The sequence below is a fragment of the Actinorugispora endophytica genome (assembly GCF_004363075.1).
Classification (GTDB): Bacteria; Actinomycetota; Actinomycetes; order Streptosporangiales; family Streptosporangiaceae; genus Actinorugispora; species Actinorugispora endophytica.
This window is the reverse complement of the sequence record NZ_SNYN01000001.1, coordinates 171,036-191,890: the sequence shown is the minus strand read 5'-3', so window position 1 is coordinate 191,890 and position 20,855 is coordinate 171,036. Positions and strand designations below refer to the sequence as shown.

15 protein-coding genes and 1 tRNA gene are annotated in these 20,855 nt (G+C 73.1%); 11 read left to right on the top strand and 5 right to left on the bottom strand.

Translation table 11 applies throughout. The features are described 5' to 3' along the window. Positions 1 to 480 precede the first annotated feature (480 nt). A complete protein-coding gene (gene mfd / locus EV190_RS00850) occupies positions 481 to 4,065 on the bottom strand; it encodes a transcription-repair coupling factor (RefSeq protein ID WP_133739470.1) in 3,585 nt (1,194 codons plus the stop codon). Positions 4,066 to 4,436: 371 nt separating this feature from the next. On the opposite strand from mfd, the gene cysC reads away from it, so the two are divergent. From cysC to EV190_RS00835, 3 genes are read left to right on the top strand one after another with little or no spacing between them, the layout of a single operon-like run. Beyond that, complete coding sequence (gene cysC, locus EV190_RS00845) at positions 4,437 to 6,017, top strand: adenylyl-sulfate kinase (protein WP_133739469.1); 1,581 nt, start codon at positions 4,437 to 4,439, stop codon at positions 6,015 to 6,017. Positions 6,018 to 6,029: 12 nt separating this feature from the next. Then, positions 6,030 to 6,788, top strand: a complete 759-nt coding sequence (locus EV190_RS00840) for a SurA N-terminal domain-containing protein (protein WP_133739468.1) — start codon at positions 6,030 to 6,032, stop codon at positions 6,786 to 6,788. Between the two features lie 5 nt (positions 6,789 to 6,793). Next, positions 6,794 to 7,513, top strand: a complete 720-nt coding sequence (locus EV190_RS00835) for a MazG family protein (RefSeq protein WP_133739467.1) — start codon at positions 6,794 to 6,796, stop codon at positions 7,511 to 7,513. On the opposite strand, the gene EV190_RS00830 is transcribed toward EV190_RS00835, so the two are convergent. Both EV190_RS00830 and EV190_RS00825 read right to left on the bottom strand, forming a co-directional pair. Further along, entirely contained in the window at positions 7,479 to 8,918 is a 1,440-nt protein-coding gene (locus tag EV190_RS00830) for an FtsW/RodA/SpoVE family cell cycle protein (RefSeq protein ID WP_243742255.1), read from the bottom strand. The genes EV190_RS00835 and EV190_RS00830 overlap by 35 nt on opposite strands. A 215-nt stretch (positions 8,919 to 9,133) precedes the next feature. Beyond that, positions 9,134 to 10,003 (bottom strand): helix-turn-helix transcriptional regulator, encoded by an 870-nt coding sequence (locus EV190_RS00825; RefSeq protein WP_133739466.1) that lies wholly within the window; start codon positions 10,001 to 10,003, stop codon positions 9,134 to 9,136. Positions 10,004 to 10,117: 114 nt separating this feature from the next. On the opposite strand from EV190_RS00825, the gene EV190_RS00820 reads away from it, so the two are divergent. Both EV190_RS00820 and EV190_RS00815 read left to right on the top strand, forming a co-directional pair. Beyond that, positions 10,118 to 10,816 carry an SDR family NAD(P)-dependent oxidoreductase gene (locus EV190_RS00820; protein ID WP_133739465.1) on the top strand — a complete coding sequence of 233 codons (699 nt, stop codon included), beginning with the start codon at positions 10,118 to 10,120 and terminating at the stop codon, positions 10,814 to 10,816. A 712-nt stretch (positions 10,817 to 11,528) separates the two neighbouring features. Beyond that, complete coding sequence (locus EV190_RS00815) at positions 11,529 to 11,921, top strand: ester cyclase (protein ID WP_133739464.1); 393 nt, start codon at positions 11,529 to 11,531, stop codon at positions 11,919 to 11,921. Positions 11,922 to 12,042: 121 nt separating this feature from the next. Here EV190_RS00815 and EV190_RS00810 read toward each other — a convergent pair whose 3' ends face one another. Continuing rightward, the gene (locus EV190_RS00810; protein ID WP_133739463.1) at positions 12,043 to 12,972 is read right to left on the bottom strand and encodes a sulfite exporter TauE/SafE family protein; all 930 of its coding nucleotides are present in this window, start codon (positions 12,970 to 12,972) and stop codon (positions 12,043 to 12,045) included. A 388-nt stretch (positions 12,973 to 13,360) separates the two neighbouring features. Between EV190_RS00810 and eno the strand changes: the two genes are divergently transcribed. The 6 genes from eno to EV190_RS00780 all read left to right on the top strand — a co-directional run bounded on the left by eno (position 13,361) and on the right by EV190_RS00780 (position 19,073). Then, positions 13,361 to 14,644, top strand: coding sequence for a phosphopyruvate hydratase (eno, locus tag EV190_RS00805; protein WP_133739462.1), 1,284 nt, complete (start codon positions 13,361 to 13,363; stop codon positions 14,642 to 14,644). Positions 14,645 to 14,650: 6 nt separating this feature from the next. After that, positions 14,651 to 15,220: a septum formation initiator family protein gene (locus EV190_RS23840; RefSeq protein ID WP_243742254.1), complete on the top strand. Its 570-nt coding sequence runs from the start codon at positions 14,651 to 14,653 to the stop codon at positions 15,218 to 15,220. A 350-nt stretch (positions 15,221 to 15,570) separates the two neighbouring features. After that, entirely contained in the window at positions 15,571 to 16,152 is a 582-nt protein-coding gene (locus EV190_RS00795; protein ID WP_133739461.1) for a DUF501 domain-containing protein, read from the top strand. Next, a complete protein-coding gene (locus EV190_RS00790) occupies positions 16,149 to 17,138 on the top strand; it encodes a Ppx/GppA phosphatase family protein (RefSeq protein WP_133739460.1) in 990 nt (329 codons plus the stop codon). Before EV190_RS00795 ends, EV190_RS00790 begins: the two co-directional genes overlap by 4 nt. A gap of 375 nt (positions 17,139 to 17,513) precedes the next feature. Further along, positions 17,514 to 18,893 carry an NAD(P)/FAD-dependent oxidoreductase gene (locus EV190_RS00785; protein ID WP_133739459.1) on the top strand — a complete coding sequence of 460 codons (1,380 nt, stop codon included), beginning with the start codon at positions 17,514 to 17,516 and terminating at the stop codon, positions 18,891 to 18,893. Between the two features lie 106 nt (positions 18,894 to 18,999). Further along, a tRNA-Leu gene (locus EV190_RS00780) sits at positions 19,000 to 19,073 on the top strand. Between the two features lie 75 nt (positions 19,074 to 19,148). Here EV190_RS00780 and EV190_RS00775 read toward each other — a convergent pair. Next, entirely contained in the window at positions 19,149 to 20,819 is a 1,671-nt protein-coding gene (locus EV190_RS00775) for a PucR family transcriptional regulator (RefSeq protein ID WP_133739458.1), read from the bottom strand. Positions 20,820 to 20,855: the final 36 nt, after the last annotated feature.

Here is a 20,855-nt window from a genome sequence, read left to right as displayed (position 1 = left end):
GCGACGGCAGCCCGGCGCCGTCGCGGAAGGGCCGTGTGGTCGGCGGGTTCGGGGCCGGAGGCGGTTTCCATCGGGCGATCGTCCTTCTCCACAGCTGGCACTTATAGTGAATAATCGAATACTAAGAGTAGTCGCTCCAGTTGTGTCGAGAATCGGCGATGAACCGGGGATCGCCGGAGACTTTACGATCCGGCCGCACGGGACGGACGCCCCGGACCCCGGGAACGGCGGGCGGGCGGCGGCGTGTGCTCGCGCCGCCGTCGCTTCGCGAAGGCCGCGTGGTCTTCGAAGGCCCGCTCAGGTTCCCGATGATCCGGACGCGCGCCACCGGACCCCCGCGGCGGAACCTCCCAGGAGGGCTTCCTGCTCAGCGGGCACGCGTGGCGGAGCGGGAGGAAGGACCGCGGCTTGCCGCCGCGCACACCCCGCACCACCGAGCCGGACCCCGGCCGCAACCGTGGCGGGCGTCCTTCGGAAGGGTCAGCCCTGGGGGCGCCTGCGGCCCGGTTCGAAGACCGCCTCGACCAGCTCGGTGGCCCAGGTGAGCAGCGCCAGGTCGCGCAGCGGCTTGCCGCCGATGCCGGACGCCTTGGGAAGCGGGACGAGCAGGGTCCGGGCCGACTCCTTGTGGAGCGACTTGGGGTAGAGCCGCCGCACCCGCAGCTGCTGGGACTCGCGCAGGTCCACCGGGGCGAAGCGGATCTGGCCGCCCTGCTGGATCACGTCGGTGAGCCCCGCGCTCTTGGCGAGCACCCGGAACCGCGCGACCGCCAGCAGGTTGTCCACCGGCTGCGGGGGTTCGCCGTACCGGTCGGTCAGCTCCTCGCGCACCGCGGCGATGTCCTCCTCGCCGCCGACCCCGGCGATACGCCGGTACGCCTCGAGCCGCAGCCGCTCACCCGGGACGTAGTCGTGCGGGATGTGCGCGTCGATGGGCAGCTCGACCCTGGTCTCGACCTCCTCGACCGCGTTCGGGTCGCCCTTGAGCTCGCGCACCGCCTCGCCGACCATGCGCACGTACAGGTCGAAGCCCACGCCCGCGATGCTGCCGGACTGCTCGGCGCCCAGGATGTTGCCGGCGCCGCGGATCTCCAGGTCCTTCATCGCCACGTACATGCCCGCACCGGTCTCGGTGTGCTGGGCGACCGTGGCCAGGCGCTCGTGGGCGGTCTCGGTGAGCGGCTTGTCGGCCGGGTACAGGAAGTAGGCGTACGCCCGCTCGCGTCCGCGTCCGACCCGGCCGCGCAGCTGGTGCAGCTGGGACAGGCCGTAGTTGTCGGCCCGGTCGACGATCAGGGTGTTGGCGTTGGGCACGTCCAGGCCGGACTCGACGATCGTGGTGGAGACCAGGACGTCGAAGTTCTTCTCCCAGAAGTCGACCATCACCTTCTCGAGCTGCTGCTCGTTCATCTGGCCGTGCGCGTAGGCCACCCGGGCCTCGGGGACCAGCCGGCTCAGAGTCGCGGCGACCCTGTCGATCGAGGCCACCCGGTTGTGCACGAAGAACACCTGGCCCTCGCGCATCAGCTCGCGCCGGACGGCCGCCGCGATCTGCTTCTCGTCGTAGGGGCCGACAAAGGTCAGGACCGGGTGCCGCTCCTCGGGAGGGGTGAGGATCGTGGTCATCTCGCGGATGCCGGTGAGCCCCATCTCCAGGGTGCGCGGAATCGGCGTGGCGGACATGGCCAGCACGTCGACCTGGGTGCGCAGCCGCTTGAGCGCCTCCTTGTGCTCGACGCCGAAGCGCTGCTCCTCGTCGATGATCACCAGGCCCAGGTTCTTGAACCTGGTCTCGGACGACAGCAGCCGGTGCGTGCCGATCACCACGTCCACGTCACCGCTGAGCATCCCCTCGCGGGTGCGCTCGATCTCGGAGTCGGTCTGGAACCGCGACATCGGCTTGACCGTGACGGGGAAGGACGCGTAGCGCTCGCTGAACGTGGACAGGTGCTGCTGGACCAGCAGCGTGGTGGGCACGAGCAGCGCCACCTGCTTGCCGTCCTGCACCGCCTTGAAGGCCGCGCGCACCGCGACCTCGGTCTTGCCGTAGCCCACGTCGCCGCAGATCAGCCGGTCCATGGGGAGCGGCTTCTCCATGTCGCGCTTGACCTCGTCGATCGCGGCGAGCTGGTCGGGCGTCTCCATGTACGGGAACGCGTCCTCCAGTTCCCGCTGCCACGGGGTGTCCGGCGCGAACGGGTGTCCGGGGGAGGCCTGGCGCGCCGAGTACAGCCGGATCAGGTCGCCCGCGATCTCCCGGACGATCTTGCGCGCCCGGTTCTTGGTCTTGGTCCACTCCGCACCGCCCATCTTGGACAGCGCGGGGGCGTCGCCGCCGACGTACCGGGTGACCTCGTCCAGCTGGTCGGTCGGCACGAACAGGCGGTCGCCCGGCTGGCCGCGCTTGGAGGGCGCGTACTCGATGAGCAGGTACTCGCGGGTGGCGCCCTGGATGCTGCGGCTGACCATCTCGATGTAGCGGCCCACCCCGTGCTGCTCGTGCACGATGTAGTCGCCGGGCTTGAGCTGGAGCGGGTCGACGCCGCCGCGCCGGCGGCTCGGCATCCGGCGCATGTCCCGGGTGGAGGAGCGCTGCCCGACCAGGTCCGTCTCGGTCAGCACCACCAGGCGCACCGACCGCCACACGAAGCCGCGCTCGATCAGGCCGGTGGTCACGGTCGCGACGGAGGCCTCGGGCGGCTCGGGCAGCTCGGTGCGCAGCCGGGCGCCGAGTCCGGCGTCGCGCAGCATGGACAGCAGCCGCTCGGCCGGGCCGTGGCCGGGGGTGAGCAGCACGACCCGCCACTCGTCGTGCAGCCAGGACTTGACGTCGGCGAGCGCGCGCTCGGTGTCGCCCCGGTACTCGTCCGAGGCCGTCGCGCCGACCAGGACGGAGTCGTCCTCCTCGGCCGAGGCGGGGACCCCCGCGTCGAACGGGGTGACGGTCCACCACGGCAGGCCGATCTGGTCGGCGCGCGAACGGAGGTCGGCGATGGACTGGTACGCCGAGGCGCCCAGGTCGATGGGGGCCTCGCCGCCGGAGGCGGCGTTGATCCAGGAGGCGTCCAGGAACTCCTTGCTGGTGGCCACCAGCTCCTGGGAGCGCGTGCGGATGCGCTCGGGGTCGCAGCCGACGATGTGCGAGCCCTCGGGGAGCAGGTCCAGCAGCAGCTCCATGCGCTCGGACAGGACCGGCGCGAACGCCTCCATGCCCTCCACCGTGACGCCCTCGGCGAGTTTGCCCAGGATGTCGGAGAGCGAGGGGTGCTCGACGGACAGGGAGCGGGCGCGTTCGCGCACGGCGTCGGTGAGCAGCAGCTCCCGGCAGGGCGGCGCGAACAGGCCGGAGTCGGCGCTGGCCCCGGTGCGGTCGGCCCCGGCGATCGACCGCTGGTCCGCGACCTGGAAGTAGCGGATCTCCTCGACGGTGTCGCCCCAGAACTCCAGTCGCAGCGGGTGCTCCTCGGTGGGCGGGAAGACGTCCAGGATGCCGCCGCGCACGGCGATGTCGCCGCGCTTCTCCACCAGGTCGACGCGCGCGTACCCCGCCTCGACGAGCGACCGCACCACGTCGTCCGGGGAGGCCTCGTCACCCGCGCGCAGGCGCACCGGCCTGAGGTCGCCGAGCCCGGCGACCAGCGGCTGGAGGGCGGCGCGGATCGGCGCGACCACCACGCGCAGGGGCGCGGTCAGAGGGTCGGACGGGTCGGGGTGGGCCAGGCGGCGCAGGACTGCGAGGCGCTGGCCGACGGTGTCGGAGCGGGGGGACAGGCGCTCGTGGGGGAGGGTCTCCCACGCGGGGAACAGGGCCACGGAGTCGGCGGGCAGCAGCGAGCCGAGGGCACCGGTCAGGTCGGAGGCCTCACGCTCCGTAGCGGTGATGGCCAGTACCGGACGCCCCGCGCCCACGGGGGCGTCGGCCGCGAGTCCGGCCACGACGAAGGGGCGGAGCGCGGGAGGCGCGACGATGTCGAGACGGGGATCGCGCCCGCCGCGGGCGGTGTCGATCGCCTTGCCGAGGGCAGGGTCGCCGGAGACGACGGAGAGAAGTCCAGAAAGGCTCATATCACCAGGTGGGGCGTGTGATGGTCGGTGCCTGCCGTGCGGCGGAAAGGTCGCGCCGGCTACGGATCGGTGTGCTCCCCGGATACAGACTACGCGGGGCGTCGCACCGGGCGCACCCGGATTCGGCGGCTTGATCACCGGAGGTGACCGGTGTTCCGGTCACTATGGAAAACACCACGGGAGGTGACGCTGTTCCCCGAAACGCCCCGTTTCGCCCGTTCGCGGGGTGGGAAGCATACCGGCCCGCCCCGGTCCGGGGACAGGGGGCCGGCAGGGCGGCGCCGGGCGCGCGGGGGCCACCTGGGCGGAGGCGGGCGGGCCGGGCCGAATACGCTGGGGGCGGACGTTCTCCGACCGACGAGGGAGCCGCGATGACCGGGGCCACCGGGGGCCTGCCCGCTTTCACTCCGGGACCGCAGGGCATGGCCCACCTGGAGCTGCTCCTGACCGGCGCCTGCCCGCTGCCCGGGTTCATGACGGCCGCCGAGGCCGCCGCGCTCGCCGAGCCGGGTCCGCCCCCGGCCGGGGCGCCCTGGCCGGTGCCCGCGGTCCTGGCCGTCCCCGACGAACTCGCCGACGCGCCCGGCCTCGTCCTCACCGACCCCGAAGGCGCGCCGCTGGCCGAGCTGAAGGTCGCCGAGAGCCACCGGGAAGGGGGGAGCGTCCGCCTCGCGGGCGCGCTCCGCCCGGCCGCTCCGCCCGCGCACGGCGCGCTGCGCCCGCTGCGGCTCACCACCGGGCAGGTGCGGGCGGACCGCCCCGACCCGGGGCGGCCGATGCTGGCCGTGGTCACCGACCGGCCGCTGCACCACCGCGCGCTCGCCCTGGTCCGCTCGGCCCTGGCCGCCATCGGCGGCGCCCCCGAGCTCCTCGTCCTGATCGACGCCCCCCTGGACGGCGAGGGCGCCGCGCCCGCCGTGCTCGCGGCCCGGCCGCTGCTGCCCGAGCACACCCGGTTCGCCGTCGTCACGCTGCCCACGGCCGCCGCCGACGGCGCCCCCGAGCTGCCCGCGCGCCGGCGCGACCTGCTCGCCGCGCACGTGGCCGCCGCCTACGGCGCCACCCACGTCGTCCTGGAACCGGCCCGCGCGGACCGGGCTCCCGAGGGCGCGCCCGCCGTGGTGCTGCCCGCGGGGGAGTGGGCCCACGACACGCGCGAGGGCGTCTGGCGGCCCGCGGCCGAGGTCGCGCCCGAGCACGCCCGGCCCGAGCTCGCCGACGCCGACGTCGAGACCGAGCTGGCCCACGGCAGGGCGCTGCCCTCCTGGTTCACCCCCGGACCCGTGGCCGCCGCGCTGGCGCGGACGCGGCCCCCGCGCGCCGACCGCGGCCTCACCCTCTTCTTCACCGGGCTGTCCGGATCGGGCAAGTCCACGGTGGCGCGCGGGGTCGCCGAGCGGGTGCGCCGCGCCGGACGCACGACGACCCTCCTGGACGGCGACGTGGTGCGCCGCATGCTGTCCTCGGGGCTGACCTTCTCGCGCGCCGACCGCGACCTCAACATCCGCCGGATCGGCTACGTGGCCGCCGAGATCGCCCGGCACGGCGGCGTCGCGGTGTGCGCGCCCATCGCCCCCTACGCCGCGACCCGCGCCGAGGTGCGCCGCATGGCCGAGGACACCGGCGACTTCTTCCTCGTGCACGTGGCCACCCCGCTGGAGGTGTGCGAGGCGCGCGACCGCAAGGGCCTGTACGCCAGGGCCCGCGCCGGGGAGATCCCCGAGTTCACCGGGGTCTCGGATCCGTACGAGACCCCCGAGGACGCCGATCTCGTCATCGACACGTCGCTGGACACCGAGGCCGAGTCGGTCGCGCGGGTCATCGACGCGCTGCGCGGGGGCGGCTGGCTGCCCCCTTCGAGCGCGGGCGAACACCCGGAGTGGCGCGGGGAGCACTCCGTGCGGCACAGTGGGCGGCGCACCGTTCCGTCCCCGACGTCCGTCACCGACTGAAAGGCCACCACCGTGCGCCCGACCTCTCCGCGCCGCCGGACCGCCCTCGCGGCGGCCGCCGCCGCGGCCATGCTCCTGTCCACCGGCTGCGTGAACGGCCAGGCCGGAGCGGCCGCCGTCGTCGGCGACCAGCGGATCGGCAACGAACAGATCGAGGCCGAGGTCGCCGAGGTCGAGGAGCTGGCCGCGTCGTTCGGCCAGGAGATCCCCCAGGAGCAGCGCTCCCAGCTCGCCAGCGGGCTGCTGCGCACGCGCATCGTGATGACCGTCATGGAGCAGCTGGCGGACGCCGAGGGCATCACGGTCGCCGCCGACGACACCCGCGCCCGCCTCGCCGAGCTCGGCGGCCGGGACGCCCTGGCGGACCAGGGGCTGACGGACTCCCAGATCGACGACCAGGTGACGATGGCCGTCATCGGCGACGCCCTGGTCGGCGGGGCCGCCCCGGGCGAGATCGGCGCACTGGAGGACGGGGTCCGCGACGGGCTGCGCGACCAGCTCACCGAGCAGGGAAGACTCCAGGGCGTCCCCGAGGAGGACCTGGAGCGGCAGGTGGAGGAGGAGCTGGAGCGGCAGGAGCCGTCCATCCGGGTCCAGGCCTCCAACCTGTACCTCAACGAGCGGATCCAGCCCTACCTGACCGCCCAGGAGGTGAGCGTCAGCCCCCGCTACGGAGTGATCGACCCCGCCACCCTGGAGATCACCCCGGGCGCGAGCCCGCTCTCGGCCCCGGAGGCGGCGCCCGCCTCCCCGACGCTTCCGGGACAATAGGGACCATGAGCGAACGCGACGGAGGGCCGCCCGGGCACCGGGTGGTCGCACTGGTCGAGGTCATGGACACGCTGCGGCGCGAGTGCCCGTGGGACGCGGAGCAGACGCACGAGACGCTCGCCAAGTACCTCATCGAGGAGGCCTACGAGACGCTGGAGACCATCGAGCGGGGCGACCTGGACGCCCTCGCCGGGGAGCTGGGCGACGTCCTGCTCCAGGTGGTCTTCCACGCCCGGGTCGCGGAGGAGCGGGGCCCGGACGGCTTCACCGTCGACGACGTCGCCGACGCCGTCATCGACAAGCTCACCCGCCGCCACCCGCACGTGTTCTCCGGCGCGGTGGTGGACGGCGCGGACGAGGTCAAGGCCAACTGGGAGACGATCAAGGCCGCCGAGCGCGCGGCCGAGGGCGCGTCCGCCGACGTCTCGGTGCTGGCCGGGGTGCCGTTCGCGCAGCCCGCCGCGCTGCTGGCCTACGAGCTGCAGAAGCGCGCCGCGCGCAACGGCTTCCCCGAGGAGCTGATCGGCGACGACGGGGGTCCCGGCGGGGAGCTGTTCGCGGCGGTGGAGGCCGAGCGGCGCCGCGGGGCCGACCCGGAGATGGACCTGCGCGCCGCTGCCCGCCGCTTCGACGCCCGGCTGCGCGCGGCCGAGGCGGCGGCCCGCGCCGACGGCCTCGACCCGCGTGCCCTCACACCGGACCAGTGGCGGACGTACTGGAGTTGAGCCCGCCCCCGCGCGAGGCGCCCAGGGGGAGCTCCACGGTGGCGCCGCCGTCGTGGACCCGGGGGGCGGCGGGGCGGTGCGCCTCGTCGCCCACGCGAAGCCACAGGCCCACCACGATCCAGCTGGTGATCAGCGAGGAGCCGCCGGTGGACAGCAGCGGCGTGGTCATGCCGCTCAGCGGGATCAGCAGGGTCACCCCGCCCAGCACCACGAACACCTGGAAGGCCCACAGGAAGGCCAGCCCGGTCGTCATCAGCTTGACGAACAGCTCCCGCGCGTCCAGCGCGACCCGGAACGCCCGCTCCACCAGCAGCAGGGTCGCCAGCATCACCGCGCACAGCCCGGCCAGGCCGAACTTCTCGCCCAGGGACACCAGGATCAGGTCGCTGTCGGAGGCGAAGATCCCCGCCGCGCGTCCGGTGCCGAAGCCGATCCCGGTCAGCCTCCCGTCGGCGAGCGCGAACAGCCCCTCCACCACCTGGTAGCTGCCGTTGGGCCCGTAGTACACCTCGGGGTCGAAGGCGTGCAGCCAGATCGTCACCCGCTGCTGCACGTGCCAGAAGACCAGGTAGGCCGCGTACGCCCCGGCCAGGAACATCGCCAGGCCGATGCCCACCCAGGACTTGCGCTGGGTGGCGGTGTAGAACATCGCCAGGAACAGCCCGAACAGCAGAAGGGAGGTGCCCAGGTCCTTGGTGCCGACCAGCAGCAGGATGGCGATGCCCCACGCCACCGTCATCGGCCCCATGTCGCGCACGCGCGGCACGCTGAAGACCTTGACCCCGCGCACCGTGATCTGGGTGGCGGCCAGCGCCAGCATGTCCCGCTTCATGCCCAGGTAGGCCGCCAGGAAGATGACGAGCGGGACCTTGGCGAACTCCGAGGGCTGCACGGTGTACCGGCCGAACGACAGCCAGCGCCGCGCGCCGTACTGGTCCAGGCCGATGACGGGCAGCATGGGCGAGGCGATCAGGACCAGCCCGGCGAGCGCCATCAGGTACGGGTAGCGCTGCAGGTGCTGGGGGCGGCGCACGGCGAACAGCACGGCCAGGCACATCATCAGGCCCAGGCCCGTCCACATGAGCTGCCTGAAGGCGCCGGAGTCGGGGCGTCCGGCCTCGGCGTGCAGCCCCCAGATCAGGACCAGTCCGATCCCGTTGAGCAGCACCGCCAGCGGGAGCATCAGCGGATCGGCGTGGGGGGCGAGGAACCGCAGCCCCACGTGCACGGCCAGGGACCCGGCGCCGAGTACGGCGGCGAACATCCACAGGGTATCCGGGACGCGCCCGTCCAGGCTCAGCCCGGCGAAGCAGAAACCGGTGACGAACACCAGCAGGGCCACGGACAGCATGGCCAGTTCGGTGTTGCGCCGCCGCTGCGAAGGGGGCGTCGTCTCGTCGGTCATCCCCGCCTCGCTCGACCGTGTCGCCGCCAACGGACAATGCGAACTATAGGCGGACGCGTGCCCCGGATCCGTGAGACGGTCCGGGGAGCCGCGAACGGGCTGTCGACGGTCGCGGTCCTCACCGGGGCCCTGCTCGGTGATCGTGACGCCAGCGTTCAGATCTGTCCGTTTTGTAGAACGCCGGCGTCACGATCACCGACTGACGCCGGTCGTGGTCACGCGTCGCTCCCCGGAGAAGAGATGATGCCGGCGAGTTCGAGCTTGGACTCGTCCTCGCTGCCCGGGACCGCCGTATAGGCGACGATCTTGAGGTCGGTGTCCCCGTCCGTCAGGACGTCGCAGTCGACGCTCACCTCCCCGATGACGGGATGCCGGATCGTCTTGCGGTCCTCGGAGTGCCGTCCCACGGCGGCATCGGCCCAGAACGCGGCGAACCGGGGGTTGCCGGCGATCCTGCCGGCCACCAGCTCGGTCACGCGCGGATCGTCGGGGAACCGGGCCGCGGCTCGGCGCAGGTCGGCCACGAGGGCCCGGTCGGCGGCCTCGGCGTTGGCGGGGATCACCGGCCAGCTCGCCAGGCGGCCGCGGTCCGAGGCGACCGGGAAGCGCAGCCGCACCAGGTTGCGTTCCTCGGCCCCGATCCTCGTAGGTTCGCCGAACAGCGCGGCCCACCTGGGGTTCCACCAGACCAGCTTCCAGTCTGCGGCGAAGACCGCGACCGGAGTGGAATCGAGCAGGGTCAGCAGCCGCCGCATGCTCGGCGCGATGTCGTCGACGACCCGCCGGTCCTGCGGCGGCCGGAACCCGGTGAGCCGATGGAGGTGCTCCCGCTCGTCCTGGGAGAGCCGGAGCGCGCGGGCCAACGAGGTGACGACCTGCTCGGAGGGGCTGACGGCCCGGCCCTGCTCGAGTCGCACGAGGTAGTCGACGGAGAGGCCGGCCAGCTCGGCGAGCTCCTCACGCCGCAGGCCCGGCGACCGACGCGCCTTTTCCACCGGCAGTCCGACGGCTTCTGGCGAGAGCCGGTCCCGCCAGGCCCGGAGTGTCGCTCCCAGCTGGTTGTCGATGGCATTCCTGTTGTTCACGACCACATCGTAAGCAGCCGCGCATCTGCCTCCGCGCCCGCTCGGGTGGTACTGGTGGTCCTACCGAGAGCCGTTCCCTGGCTGGTCCCGGCAGACCCGGTGAAGACTCGGGGCATGCCCAAGACCATATTCATCACCGGAGCCAACAAGGGCCTCGGTTTCGAGACCGCCCGCCGCCTCACCGGACTCGGGCACACCGTGCTCCTCGGCGCCCGCGACGTCGGTCGCGGACGCCGCGCGGCGGCAGAGCTGGGTGTCCGCTTCGTCCGGATCGATGTCACCGACGACGCCTCGGTCGCGGCCGCGGCCGCCGACGTCGCGGCCGAGGAGGGCCGGATCGACGTCCTGGTCAACAACGCCGGCATCACCGGTGGCGCCGTGCCCGCCGAGGAGCTGACCGGCGCGGAGGCCGCGCTGGTGCTCGACACCAACGTGGTCAGCGTCGTGCGGGTCACCACGGCCTTCCTGCCGCTCCTGCGCGCCTCCGACGCTCCGACCGTCGTCAACGTCAGCAGCGGCCTGGGGTCCGTCGCGCTCACGCACGACCCCGAACGGGTCGAGTCGAAGGTCATCGCCCCCGTCTACGCGGCCTCCAAGGCCGCCGTCACGATGCTGACCACGCAGTACGCGAAGGCGTTGGGCGACGTCCGGTTCAACGCCGTCGATCCCGGCTACACCGCGACCGACCTCAACGGCCACAGCGGCACCCAGACCGTGACCGAGGGAACCGACGCCATCGTGACCCTGGCCACCGAGGACCCCGGCGCCGGAACGGGCCGGTTCATCGACCGCTACGGCACCCTCGCGTGGTGAGGGGGAGCGGACGGCACAGGGCTTCCCCGCCGGTTCCGTCAGCGCTTCCGGCGATCGCGGAGCGGGGCGCGGCCGTCGTCCGCGCCCTCGACGGGACACGCGGGCCCCGGCCTCTGCTCGCCGCCGTGTGCGGCGCCCCCGCCTCGTCCGGTTGGCGCCGGGCGGGATGAGCAAGGGCGCACGCGTCGTCGCCCCGGCGTTGGCGGCCTCGTACACCGCGTGCCACCAGTGGTGACGCGCGGTGCGACGAAGGGCGCGGTCAGCACCCCCGCCCGGGAGCCGGGCGGGCACGGCACCGCAGTCGACGCGGCGCCCCCGGTTCCGCCGACATCCCGATGAACGCGCCGGCTGCGGGAGAACCCCGCAGCCGGCGCGTCGGCTTTTCTCGGATCGTCCGCGCCCGGGGCCTCCGCCAGGACGCGGCCCCGGCGCGCGCCGCATGCCGGCACCGTCCGGCCCTCCCCGCTCCGGCTTCCCCGGATCGCGTTCGGCACGCGGGCGGGCGCCCGGCTCATCGGACGTCTCACTCGTGAATCGAGGCCGGGTCCACGCGGCGCGGCGAACATGGTACTCCCGGACCCCTGGCTCGGGAGGACTCTGGGCCGCCGCCGTCGCCGTCCCTAATGTCGGTAGCGAGTCGAGCGGGGCACCGGTCCTCGCCGCTCCCCATCGATCCCCGCAGGGGGATCGGCGACCCAGAAGGAGAAGACCGATGACCGACTCCGGCGTCAAGGAGTGGTACCTGCGCTACGTGGCGGCGCTCAACGCCCACGAGCTCGGAGGCATGGACGAGTTCATCGCCGACGACGTCGTGCTGAACGGCGAACCGGGCACCCGCGACGACGTCGTCGCGGTCATGAAGTACAACATCGACGCTGTGCCGGACCTCCAGTGGGAGGTCGAGGAGCTGCTGTTCGACCGGGACCGGATCGCCGTGCGCGCGGTCAACACCGGAACCCCGGTGAAGGAGTGGCTCGACGTTCCTCCCTCCGGCGCCTCCTTCGAGATCGTCGAGTACGCCATCTACAAGGTCAGCGATGGCCGCTTCGTGCAGATGACGGCGCTGCACGACTCGGCCGACCTGCTGCGGCAGCTGGCCGCCTGATCCGGCCGGCGCCGGCGCGGCGTCCCGGGAGAGCCCGTGACGCCGCGCCGCCGACCGCGGGCGGCCTCACTTCCCCCGCTTCGCGGGGACGTCGTCGCGTCGCGGTTTCGCGCGGGCGGTCTCAGGCGCGGTCGCGCACGGGCTCGGGGACGACGAGGTCCCGGTCCGCCGCGGCCTTCTCGGCGGCGCGGTCGGCCAGGTGGGCGCGCACGGACCAGGTGACGGCCGCGGCCCACACCGCCGCCACGGCGACGTAGGCGAGGACCTGGCCGACCGGGGGTACGGGGAGCCAGTCGCCGTTCACGACGGTACGCGTGTTGGTCAGGATGATCATGCCGCCGACCACCGAGCCCAGGACGCGGGGCGGGAAGTGGCGCACGATCCAGGCCGCGAAGGGAGCGGCGACGGAGCCGCCCACCAGCAGGGCGGCCGCCCAGGCCCAGTCGACGCCCGCGTGCCCCAGGCCGACAAGGAAGCCCGCGCTGGCCGCGACCGCGACGATGAACTCGCTGGTGCACACCGAGCCGATGACCTTGCGCGGCTCCAGTCGGCCGCTGGCCAGCAGCGCGGGGGTGCCGACCGGGCCCCACCCGCCGCCGCCCGTCGCGTCGATGAACCCGCCCGCCAGGCCCAGCGGCCCCAGGAAGCGCCTGCGCAGCGGCTTGCCGAGGTTGCCGCGCGGGGTGCCCCAGGCGGTGAAGCGGACCAGGACGTACACGCCCAGCGCCAGCAGGATGGCCGACATCAGGGGGGCGGCGGCCTCGGTGGACAGAGAGCTCAGCAGGGTCGCGCCGAGGAAGGCGCCGACCGCGCCGGGGACCGCGATGCGCCGCACGACCCTCCAGTCGACGTTGCCCATCCTCCAGTGCGCGAAGCCCGAGGACAGCGTCGTGCCGATCTGGGCCAGGTGCACGGTCGCCGACGCGCCGGCCGGGGTCGCGCCGATCGCCAGCAGCAGGGTGGTCGAGGTGACGCCGTAGCCCATGCCCAGGCTGCCGTCGACGAGTTGCGCGGCCAGGCCGAAGGCGGCCAGGAGGATGAGGGTCTGCATCGAGGAGAGAGCCTTCCCGGTTTTACGACCTCTTTGATCGGGATTGTAGGTGAAAGGCCCGGGGACGGTCGGCATCGGGGCGTCCGCGTTCTCCCGCGCGCGCCCGGCGCGGCGGCGGACGCGACACGCCGACACCCCGAACACCGCCCTCCGCGCCGTCCGGTGCCCCAGGGCGCCGACATCGTTGCTGATCAGCGAGTTGCCGAAAATGGACTAAACCAATGGGGGGAGGAGGGGAGACCGCGCGGCACCCGGATCGGTAGGCTCGGGGTGGTTCGCGCGGCGGACACGGGAGCGCACGATCCCCGTACCGCCGGGCGGCGCGGTGTCACTACACGCCGAACGCGGTCCCCAACCGCGCACAGACGCGAGGAAACGGAGTACTACGTTGTCGTCGATCGAGGCAGTGCAGGCGCGGGAGATCCTTGACTCCCGCGGTAACCCGACAGTCGAGGTCGAGGTCCTGCTCGACGACGGGACGACCGCTCGCGCGGCCGTTCCCAGCGGCGCGTCCACCGGTCAGTTCGAGGCTGTCGAGCTGCGCGACGGCGGCGACCGCTACGGCGGCAAGGGCGTCGAGAAGGCCGTCACCGCGGTCAACGAGGAGATCGCCGACGAGCTCCTGGGCTACGGCCCCGAGGAGCAGCGGCTCATCGACCGCGCCCTGATCGACCTGGACGGCACCCCCGACAAGTCCCGGGTCGGCGCCAACGCCATCCTGGGCGCCTCCCTGGCCGTGGCCAAGGCCGCGGCGGACAGCGCCGACCTGCCGCTCTTCCGCTACATCGGCGGCCCCAACGCGCACGTGCTCCCCGTGCCGATGATGAACATCCTCAACGGCGGCGCGCACGCCGACACCAACGTCGACATCCAGGAGTTCATGATCGCCCCGATCGGGGCGCCGAGCTTCCGCGAGGCGGTGCGCTGGGGCGCCGAGGTCTACCAGGCGCTCAAGTCCGTGCTCAAGGCCCACGGCCTGGCCACCGGCGTCGGCGACGAGGGCGGCTTCGCCCCCGACCTGGAGAGCAACCGCGCCGCGCTCGACCTCATCGTCGAGGCCATCGAGAAGGCGGGCTACACCCCCGGCCGCGACATCGCGCTGGCCCTGGACGTCGCCGCCACCGAGTTCCACTCCGACGGCGCCTACCAGTTCGAGGGCAAGAGCCGCAGCTCCGAGGAGATGGCCGCCTACTACGGCGAGCTCGTCGACGCCTACCCGCTCGTCTCCATCGAGGACCCGCTCGACGAGGAGGACTGGGAGGGCTGGAAGACCCTCACCAGGGCCCTCGGCGACCGCGTCCAGCTCGTCGGCGACGACCTGTTCGTGACCAACCCCGAGCGGCTCCAGCGCGGCATCGTCGAGGGCGCCGCCAACTCGCTGCTGGTCAAGGTGAACCAAATCGGCACCCTCACCGAGACCCTGGACGCCGTCTCGCTCGCCCAGCGCAGCGGCTACACCGCGATGATCAGCCACCGCTCCGGCGAGACCGAGGACACCACCATCGCGGACATCGCGGTGGCCACCAACGCCGGGCAGATCAAGACCGGCGCCCCCGCCCGCAGCGAGCGGGTCGCCAAGTACAACCAGCTGCTGCGCATCGAGGAGGAGCTCGACGACGCGGCCGTCTACGCCGGCGCCGGCGCGTTCCCGCGCTTCGCCCGGAAGGGCTGACCGGAAGTGGCCGGGGCATCGGAGCCGCCGAAGGACCGCCGTCCCCGCGCGGGGACGGGTCCTTCGGCCTCCGGTGCCGCCGAGCGCCCGGCCGGCTCCTCCGCAAAGGGCGCCGGCAAGGACGCGGCCAAGGGGCGGCCGGCGGGGAACGCCCCCAAGGCCGCTCCCCGCCCCCGCGCGGGCACCGGGAGCAGGCCCAGCGTCCGCCCCGCACTGACCAGCCGGGCCGCCGTCCTGGCCCTGCTCGTCTGCGTGATCGCGCTGAGCCTGGCCTACCCGCTGCGCGAGTACGTCGCCCAGAGGTCGGAGATCGCCCAGCTCCAGGACCAGCGCGCCCGCACCCAGGAGACCGTCGAGGAGCTCTCCCAGCGCTACGAGGAGCTCCAGGACCCCGCCTACATCGAACGCGAGGCCCGCTCCCGGCTGCACTACCGGTACCCGGGGGAGCAGGCCTACGTCGTCATCGGCGGAGAGGCCCCCGAGACCCCCGAGGACAGCGCGCCCGCCGACCCCTGGTTCACCCAGTTGTGGAAGTCCGTCCTGGAGGCGGACGAGGCGGGGACCCCGTCCGGCTAGGGAGACCCCGGCGCGGGGGTGAATTCGGGCACCGGTGGTTTTGTTGACGGTCTTGGGCTTTCCGCCCGTTTCGGGGCCGGGAAGGGCGGAAAGCCCATGATCATTCCGGGGGGGGCGGAACCGCCCCTCGAATGTCCGGTGATCTTGCTGTTTTCCCCCTGAAGTCAAGGTTTTCGGGGGAAAACAGCAAGATCACCGGCCAGGGGCCTGGGGGTCGCGAGCCGGGTCGCTCCGCAACGAGACTCTCGCGAAACGGGCATTGTGGACGCGGTCGGGGTGGCCGGGAGCTGCTGCGCGGGGTGCGCTGACCGGCCCGGGCGGCGCCCCCGGCGCATTAGGCTGAACCCGACATGACTCATCCAGACCGGTCCGCCCCCGACGGGCGGTTCACCAGTACAGACATCGCTGCCGTCGAACTCCAGCTGGGGCGGTCGCCGCGGGGCGTGCGCGGGGTCGCGCACCGGTGCCCGTGCGGGCTGCCCGACGTCGTGCGCACCGCGCCGCGTCTGGAGGACGGCACGCCGTTCCCCACCATGTACTACCTGACCTGCCCGCGCGCGGCCTCCGCCATCGGCACTCTGGAGGGCGGCGGGATGATGCGCGAGATGACCGAGCGCCTCGACGGCGACCCCGGGCTGCGCGCCGCCTACGCCAAGGCGCACGAGGCCTACCTGGCCGAGCGCGACGGCCTCGCCCGCGAGGCGGGGGTCGAGCCGCTGCCCGAGGGCGTGCAGAGCGCGGGCGGGATGCCGACCCGGGTCAAGTGCCTGCACGCGCTGGTCGGGCACGAGTTGGCCGCGCCGGGCACCAACCCGTTCGGACGCGAGGCGCTGGACGCGCTGCCCGACTGGTGGGCCAAGGGCCCGTGCGTGCACGTGGCGGACGATCCGGGGGACCCCGGAGACCCAGAGAAGAACGGCGGGGACGAGTGAACACGGTCGCGGCTATCGACTGCGGAACCAATTCCATCCGGCTGCTGCTGGCCGGGCTGATCCCCGTGGACGGTGACGACGTCCAGATGCTGGACATCGAGCGCCGCATGGAGGTGGTCCGGCTCGGCCAGGGGGTGGACCGCACCGGCGTGTTCGCGCCCGAGGCGCTGGAGCGCACCTTCGCCGCGCTGGCCGACTACGCGGAGCGGATGAAGGCCAACGGCGTGGAGTTCGGTCCCGAGTCGGTGCGCATGGTCGCCACCAGCGCCACCCGGGACGCCGCCAACCGCGCCGAGTTCGTCGACGGCGTGCGCGCGATCATCGGCGTGGAGCCCGAGGTGATCAGCGGCGACCAGGAGGCGGAGCTCTCCTTCGTCGGCGCGACGGCCGAGCTGGAGGCGGCCGAGGACCCGGCCGCGGGCATGGCGCGCCCCTACCTGGTGGTGGACATCGGCGGCGGCTCCACCGAGTTCGTGCTGGGCTTCGCCGACGACTCCGGGGACGGCGCGGTGCGCGCGGCCCGGTCGGTGGACATCGGCTGCGTGCGGATGACGGAGCGGCACCTGAGGTCGGACCCGCCTACGGCGGAGGAGATCGCGGCGGCCACCGCCGACATCGAGGCCGCGCTGGACGAGGCCGCGGCGGCCGTCCCGCTGGGCGAGGCCGCGACGGTGGTGTGCGTGGCGGGGACCGCCACGACGGTGGCCGGGATCTCGCTGGACCTGCCCGGGTACGACCCCGACCGGATCCACCACTCCCGGGTGTCGGCCGGGAGGCTGGGCGAGATCACCGCGGACCTGCTGGCCATGCCGCGCGAGCGGCGCGAGGCGATCGGCGTCATGCACCCGGGCCGGGTGGACGTGATCGGCGCGGGCGCGCTCATCCTGGAGCGGGTGCTGGCCCGCACGGGGGCGTCGGAGTTCGTCGCCAGCGAGCACGACATCCTGGACGGGATCGCCTGGAGCCTGGCCCTGGGAGCGGAGTAGGGACCGCCGCCCCGGGGGCGGTAGCGGATCCGGCGCCTCAGGTCCAGGGGATTCGGCCCCCGATTGGGGGGCCGAGTGAACCCCATCACGTTGTTACGGGTGCGTTAACTCGTTCACATGGCCTCTGACCTGGTGGAACCTGTCCCAGGTCGGGTTTATCCTGGTCTAAACCTTTCTGACCTGTGCCTTCCTTGACGGAGGGGGCTTGTGAAAGAATGCACAAGCAGGCGCGGGATGGGCGAGATCTCGAGCAAGCGTTAAAAAGACGCGTCCTTTCTGTGGGAATCAGAAAGCAGAGATGTCAGTCAAAGAAGACTTACCGATCTTCGCTTCCTATCGTGGGGGCGGGACGTGGAAGCTAAGGGCGGAATTGCGATGACCGAGAGCAGGAACTACCGGCTGGTGCACGGCGGTGGCGACGAGACGGAGATCCCGCACGTACTCATCGTCGGCGGTGGGTACCTGGGGATGTACACGGCGATGCGGCTGGAGAAGAAGCTGGGCGCCGGTGAGGCCCGCATCACGGTCGTCGACCCCAACTCCTACATGACCTACCAGCCGTTCCTGCCCGAGACGGCCGCGGGCAGCATCTCCCCGCGCAACGTCGTCGTCCCGCTGCGCAAGGTCCTGAACCGGGTCCGCGTCCTCAACGGCCGCGTCATCCGCATCGACCACACCGGCCGCAAGGTCGAGTTCGAGTCGAACCAGGGCGAGGTCCGCGACATCGCCTACGACCACATCGTCGTGGCCGCCGGAGCCGTCTCGCGGACCCTGCCCATCCCGGGCCTGGCCGAGCACGGCATCGGCATCAAGACCGTCGAGGAAGCCGCCTACCTGCGCAACCACGTGCTGGAGCAGCTCAACATCGCCGACTCCACCGACGACCCCGAGGTCCGCCGCAAGGCGCTGAACTTCGTGTTCGTCGGCGGCGGGTTCGCGGGCGCCGAGGCCATCGCGGAGCTGGAGGACCTCGCCCGCGACGCCACCCGGATCTACCCGTCGATCGGCATCGACGACCTGCACTTCTACCTCATCGAGGCCGCGGACAAGATCCTGCCCGAGGTGGGCCCCGAGGTCGGGGGCAAGGCGCTCAACCAGCTGCGCCTGCGCGGCATCGACGTGCGCCTGTCGACCTTCCTGGAGTCGGCCGTCGACCAGCGGATCAAGCTCAGCGACGGCACCGAGTTCGACGCCGGGACCCTGGTGTGGACCGCCGGCGTCAAGCCGAGCCCCGTCGTCCAGGCCTCGGACCTGCCGCTGGGCCCCAAGGGCCACGTGGACACCAGCGAGTACCTCACCGTGAACGGCGTGGACAACGCCTTCGCGGGCGGCGACAACGCCCAGGTGCCCGACGGCAACGGCGGCTACTACCCGCCCAACGCCCAGAACGCGGTCCGCCAGGCCCCGATCCTGGCCGACAACGTCATCGCGACCCTGCGTGGCAAGGAGCTCAAGCCCTACCGCCACAAGAACCTGGGCGCGGTCGCGGGACTCGGCATGAACAAGGGCGCCGCCCAGCTGTTCGGCCGGATCAAGCTGACCGGCCGCCTGGCCTGGCTGGCGCACCGCTCGTACCACCTGCTCGCGGTGCCCACCTTCAACCGCAAGTTCCGGGTCCTCTCGGACTGGACGCTGGGGTTCTTCCTGCGCCGCGACTTCGCGTCGATGCCCGAGATGAGCGACCCGCGCCAGGCGTTCGCCGAGGCGAGCCGCCCGCAGATCGAGGACGGCCACCTGCTGCGCCGCGTGAGCTAGCCGGAAGCACGCGGAGGGCCGCACCCCCTGGGTGCGGCCCTCCGCACGTGTGCGAGGCGACATGGAACCGAACCCGGAAAATGGTGCGTGCCGGTATGCTGGTCGGGCCCTCGTAGCCCAATGGTAGAGGCAGGCCCCCTAAAAGGGTCACAAGTGTCGGTTCGAGTCCGACCGGGGGTACTCAGGACACGGATCCGCCCTGGCGGCCGCGGTTCCCCGCCGGAACCGCGGCGGTCCGCGCGCCGTTCCGGCGCGTCAGCGCCCCTGCTCCAGCAGCAGCTGGAGGTGGGCGGACAGCCGCTCGTCGGGGTCGGACAGGTCCAGCCCGCTTACCGCCCCGGCCCTGCGCATCCGGTACCGCAGCGTGTTGGGGTGGATGTGCAGCCCGGCCGCGGCGGCGCGCACGTCGCCGAAGGCCTCCAGGTAGGCGATGAGCGACGGCACCAGCGCGGACCCGTGCGCGGTGTCGTGCCGGACCAGGCGGGCGACGCGCGGGTCGCGCAGGCGGGGGTCCTCACGCAGCCGCTCCAGGGTCTCGCCGACCAGCACCCGCGAGCGCACGTCCGAGATGGTCGCCACGTCCATCGCCGGGTCCCGGCCCATCACGTCCAGGACACGGTCCGCCTCCGTCCGCGAGGCACGCACGTCGGCGAGGCTGTCCACCATCGACCCCACCGCGGCCTGCACGGTCAGGTCCGGCAGGGCGCGGGCGGCCGCCACGACCTTGCGGGTCAGCGCCAGCACGGACGGCTCCGCGGTGCGCCGGGCCAGTGACGGGAACAGCACGTACACCCGCGAGCCCAGCGTCGTCACCAGCGCCTCGCGCCGGTACGCCGCCGCGTGCACGCCGATCAGACTGGCCATCCGGCGGTGCCGCAGCTCCACGGCAGAACGGTCCGGACCGGGCCCGGACCCGTCGTCGCGCAGGGTGAAGACCACCACGACGACGGTGTGCTCGGCGTCCACCCGGACGCTGTCCGCCAGCGCGGCGGGCTCTCCCCGGCCCTCCAGCAGCCCGGCCAGCAGGTCCTGGCGCAGCCGCAGCCCGGCCGTGGCCTCGGTGCGCTGGCGGACCAGGTGCAGCGCCGCCATCCGGGCCGCGCCCAGCAGCGCCTCCTCGGCCTGAGGGGTGAACGGCGCGGCGCCCTCCTGCACCCAGATGGCGCCCAGCGGCTGCGTCCCCGCGTGGATCCCGACCGCGAGGCGCCGCCGGATGCCCAGCTCGGGGTGCTCGTCGACGCGCACCACCTCCTCGCCGGCGCGCAGTCTCCGGAAGACCCCCCAGTCGCGCAGCAGAGCCAGGTACGCCTCGGGCCCCCGCCGGCCGAGCACGGACCGGCGGCGCAGCTCGTCGGCCTCCTCCCCGCCCGAGTAGGCCAGCACCCGGCTCGCGGAGTCCTCGATGCTGACGAGTCCGCCGGTGAGCGTCGCGATCGTCTGCGCCAGCGAGAACAGGTCCCCCGAGACCTCCCCGATGTCGGAGGACCCGCCCAGCCGCGCGTCGTCCACGACGCCGCGGCACAGCGACTGCAACTGCTCCCAGCGCAGCTCCGGGCGCACCGCCAGCAGCGCGACCCCCGCGTCGAGGGCCGTGGCGCGCAGCGGCTCGGTCCCGCCGCCCTCGTCCGCCTTCACCGCGATCGCCGCCGCGCCGCGCCGCCCGGCGGCGCGCACCAGCCGGGCCGCGGCCCGGCCGCGCGCGCCGATCAGCAGCACCAGGTCCCCGGTGTAGGGGACCGTCTCGTCCTCGGGGTCCAGGATCACCACGTCGCGGATCGACACGTCCAGCCCGGCGGGCGCGGCCAGCACCTCGACCACCGGCTCGCCCACGGCGAGCAGCAGTCGGCGCAGCGGAACCCCGGACGGCGCGAGCGGCCCGTTGTCGGGAAGCGCGTTCGCGGGTAGGGGGTCGTCGAAGGCGGCCATCACCCCCATCTTGTCCTATCGGACAACCGGGGCCGG

Coding starts and splice junctions, on each gene's coding strand:
- mfd (WP_133739470.1), bottom strand. CDS start 4,065: ATGAGCCTTTCTGGACTTCTCTCCGTCGTCTCCGGCGACCCTGCCCTC.
- cysC (WP_133739469.1), top strand. CDS start 4,437: ATGACCGGGGCCACCGGGGGCCTGCCCGCTTTCACTCCGGGACCGCAG.
- EV190_RS00835 (WP_133739467.1), top strand. CDS start 6,794: ATGAGCGAACGCGACGGAGGGCCGCCCGGGCACCGGGTGGTCGCACTG.
- EV190_RS00830 (WP_243742255.1), bottom strand. CDS start 8,918: ATGACCGACGAGACGACGCCCCCTTCGCAGCGGCGGCGCAACACCGAA.
- EV190_RS00820 (WP_133739465.1), top strand. CDS start 10,118: ATGCCCAAGACCATATTCATCACCGGAGCCAACAAGGGCCTCGGTTTC.
- EV190_RS00815 (WP_133739464.1), top strand. CDS start 11,529: ATGACCGACTCCGGCGTCAAGGAGTGGTACCTGCGCTACGTGGCGGCG.
- EV190_RS00810 (WP_133739463.1), bottom strand. CDS start 12,972: ATGCAGACCCTCATCCTCCTGGCCGCCTTCGGCCTGGCCGCGCAACTC.
- EV190_RS00795 (WP_133739461.1), top strand. CDS start 15,571: ATGACTCATCCAGACCGGTCCGCCCCCGACGGGCGGTTCACCAGTACA.
- EV190_RS00785 (WP_133739459.1), top strand. CDS start 17,514: ATGACCGAGAGCAGGAACTACCGGCTGGTGCACGGCGGTGGCGACGAG.
- EV190_RS00775 (WP_133739458.1), bottom strand. CDS start 20,819: ATGGCCGCCTTCGACGACCCCCTACCCGCGAACGCGCTTCCCGACAAC.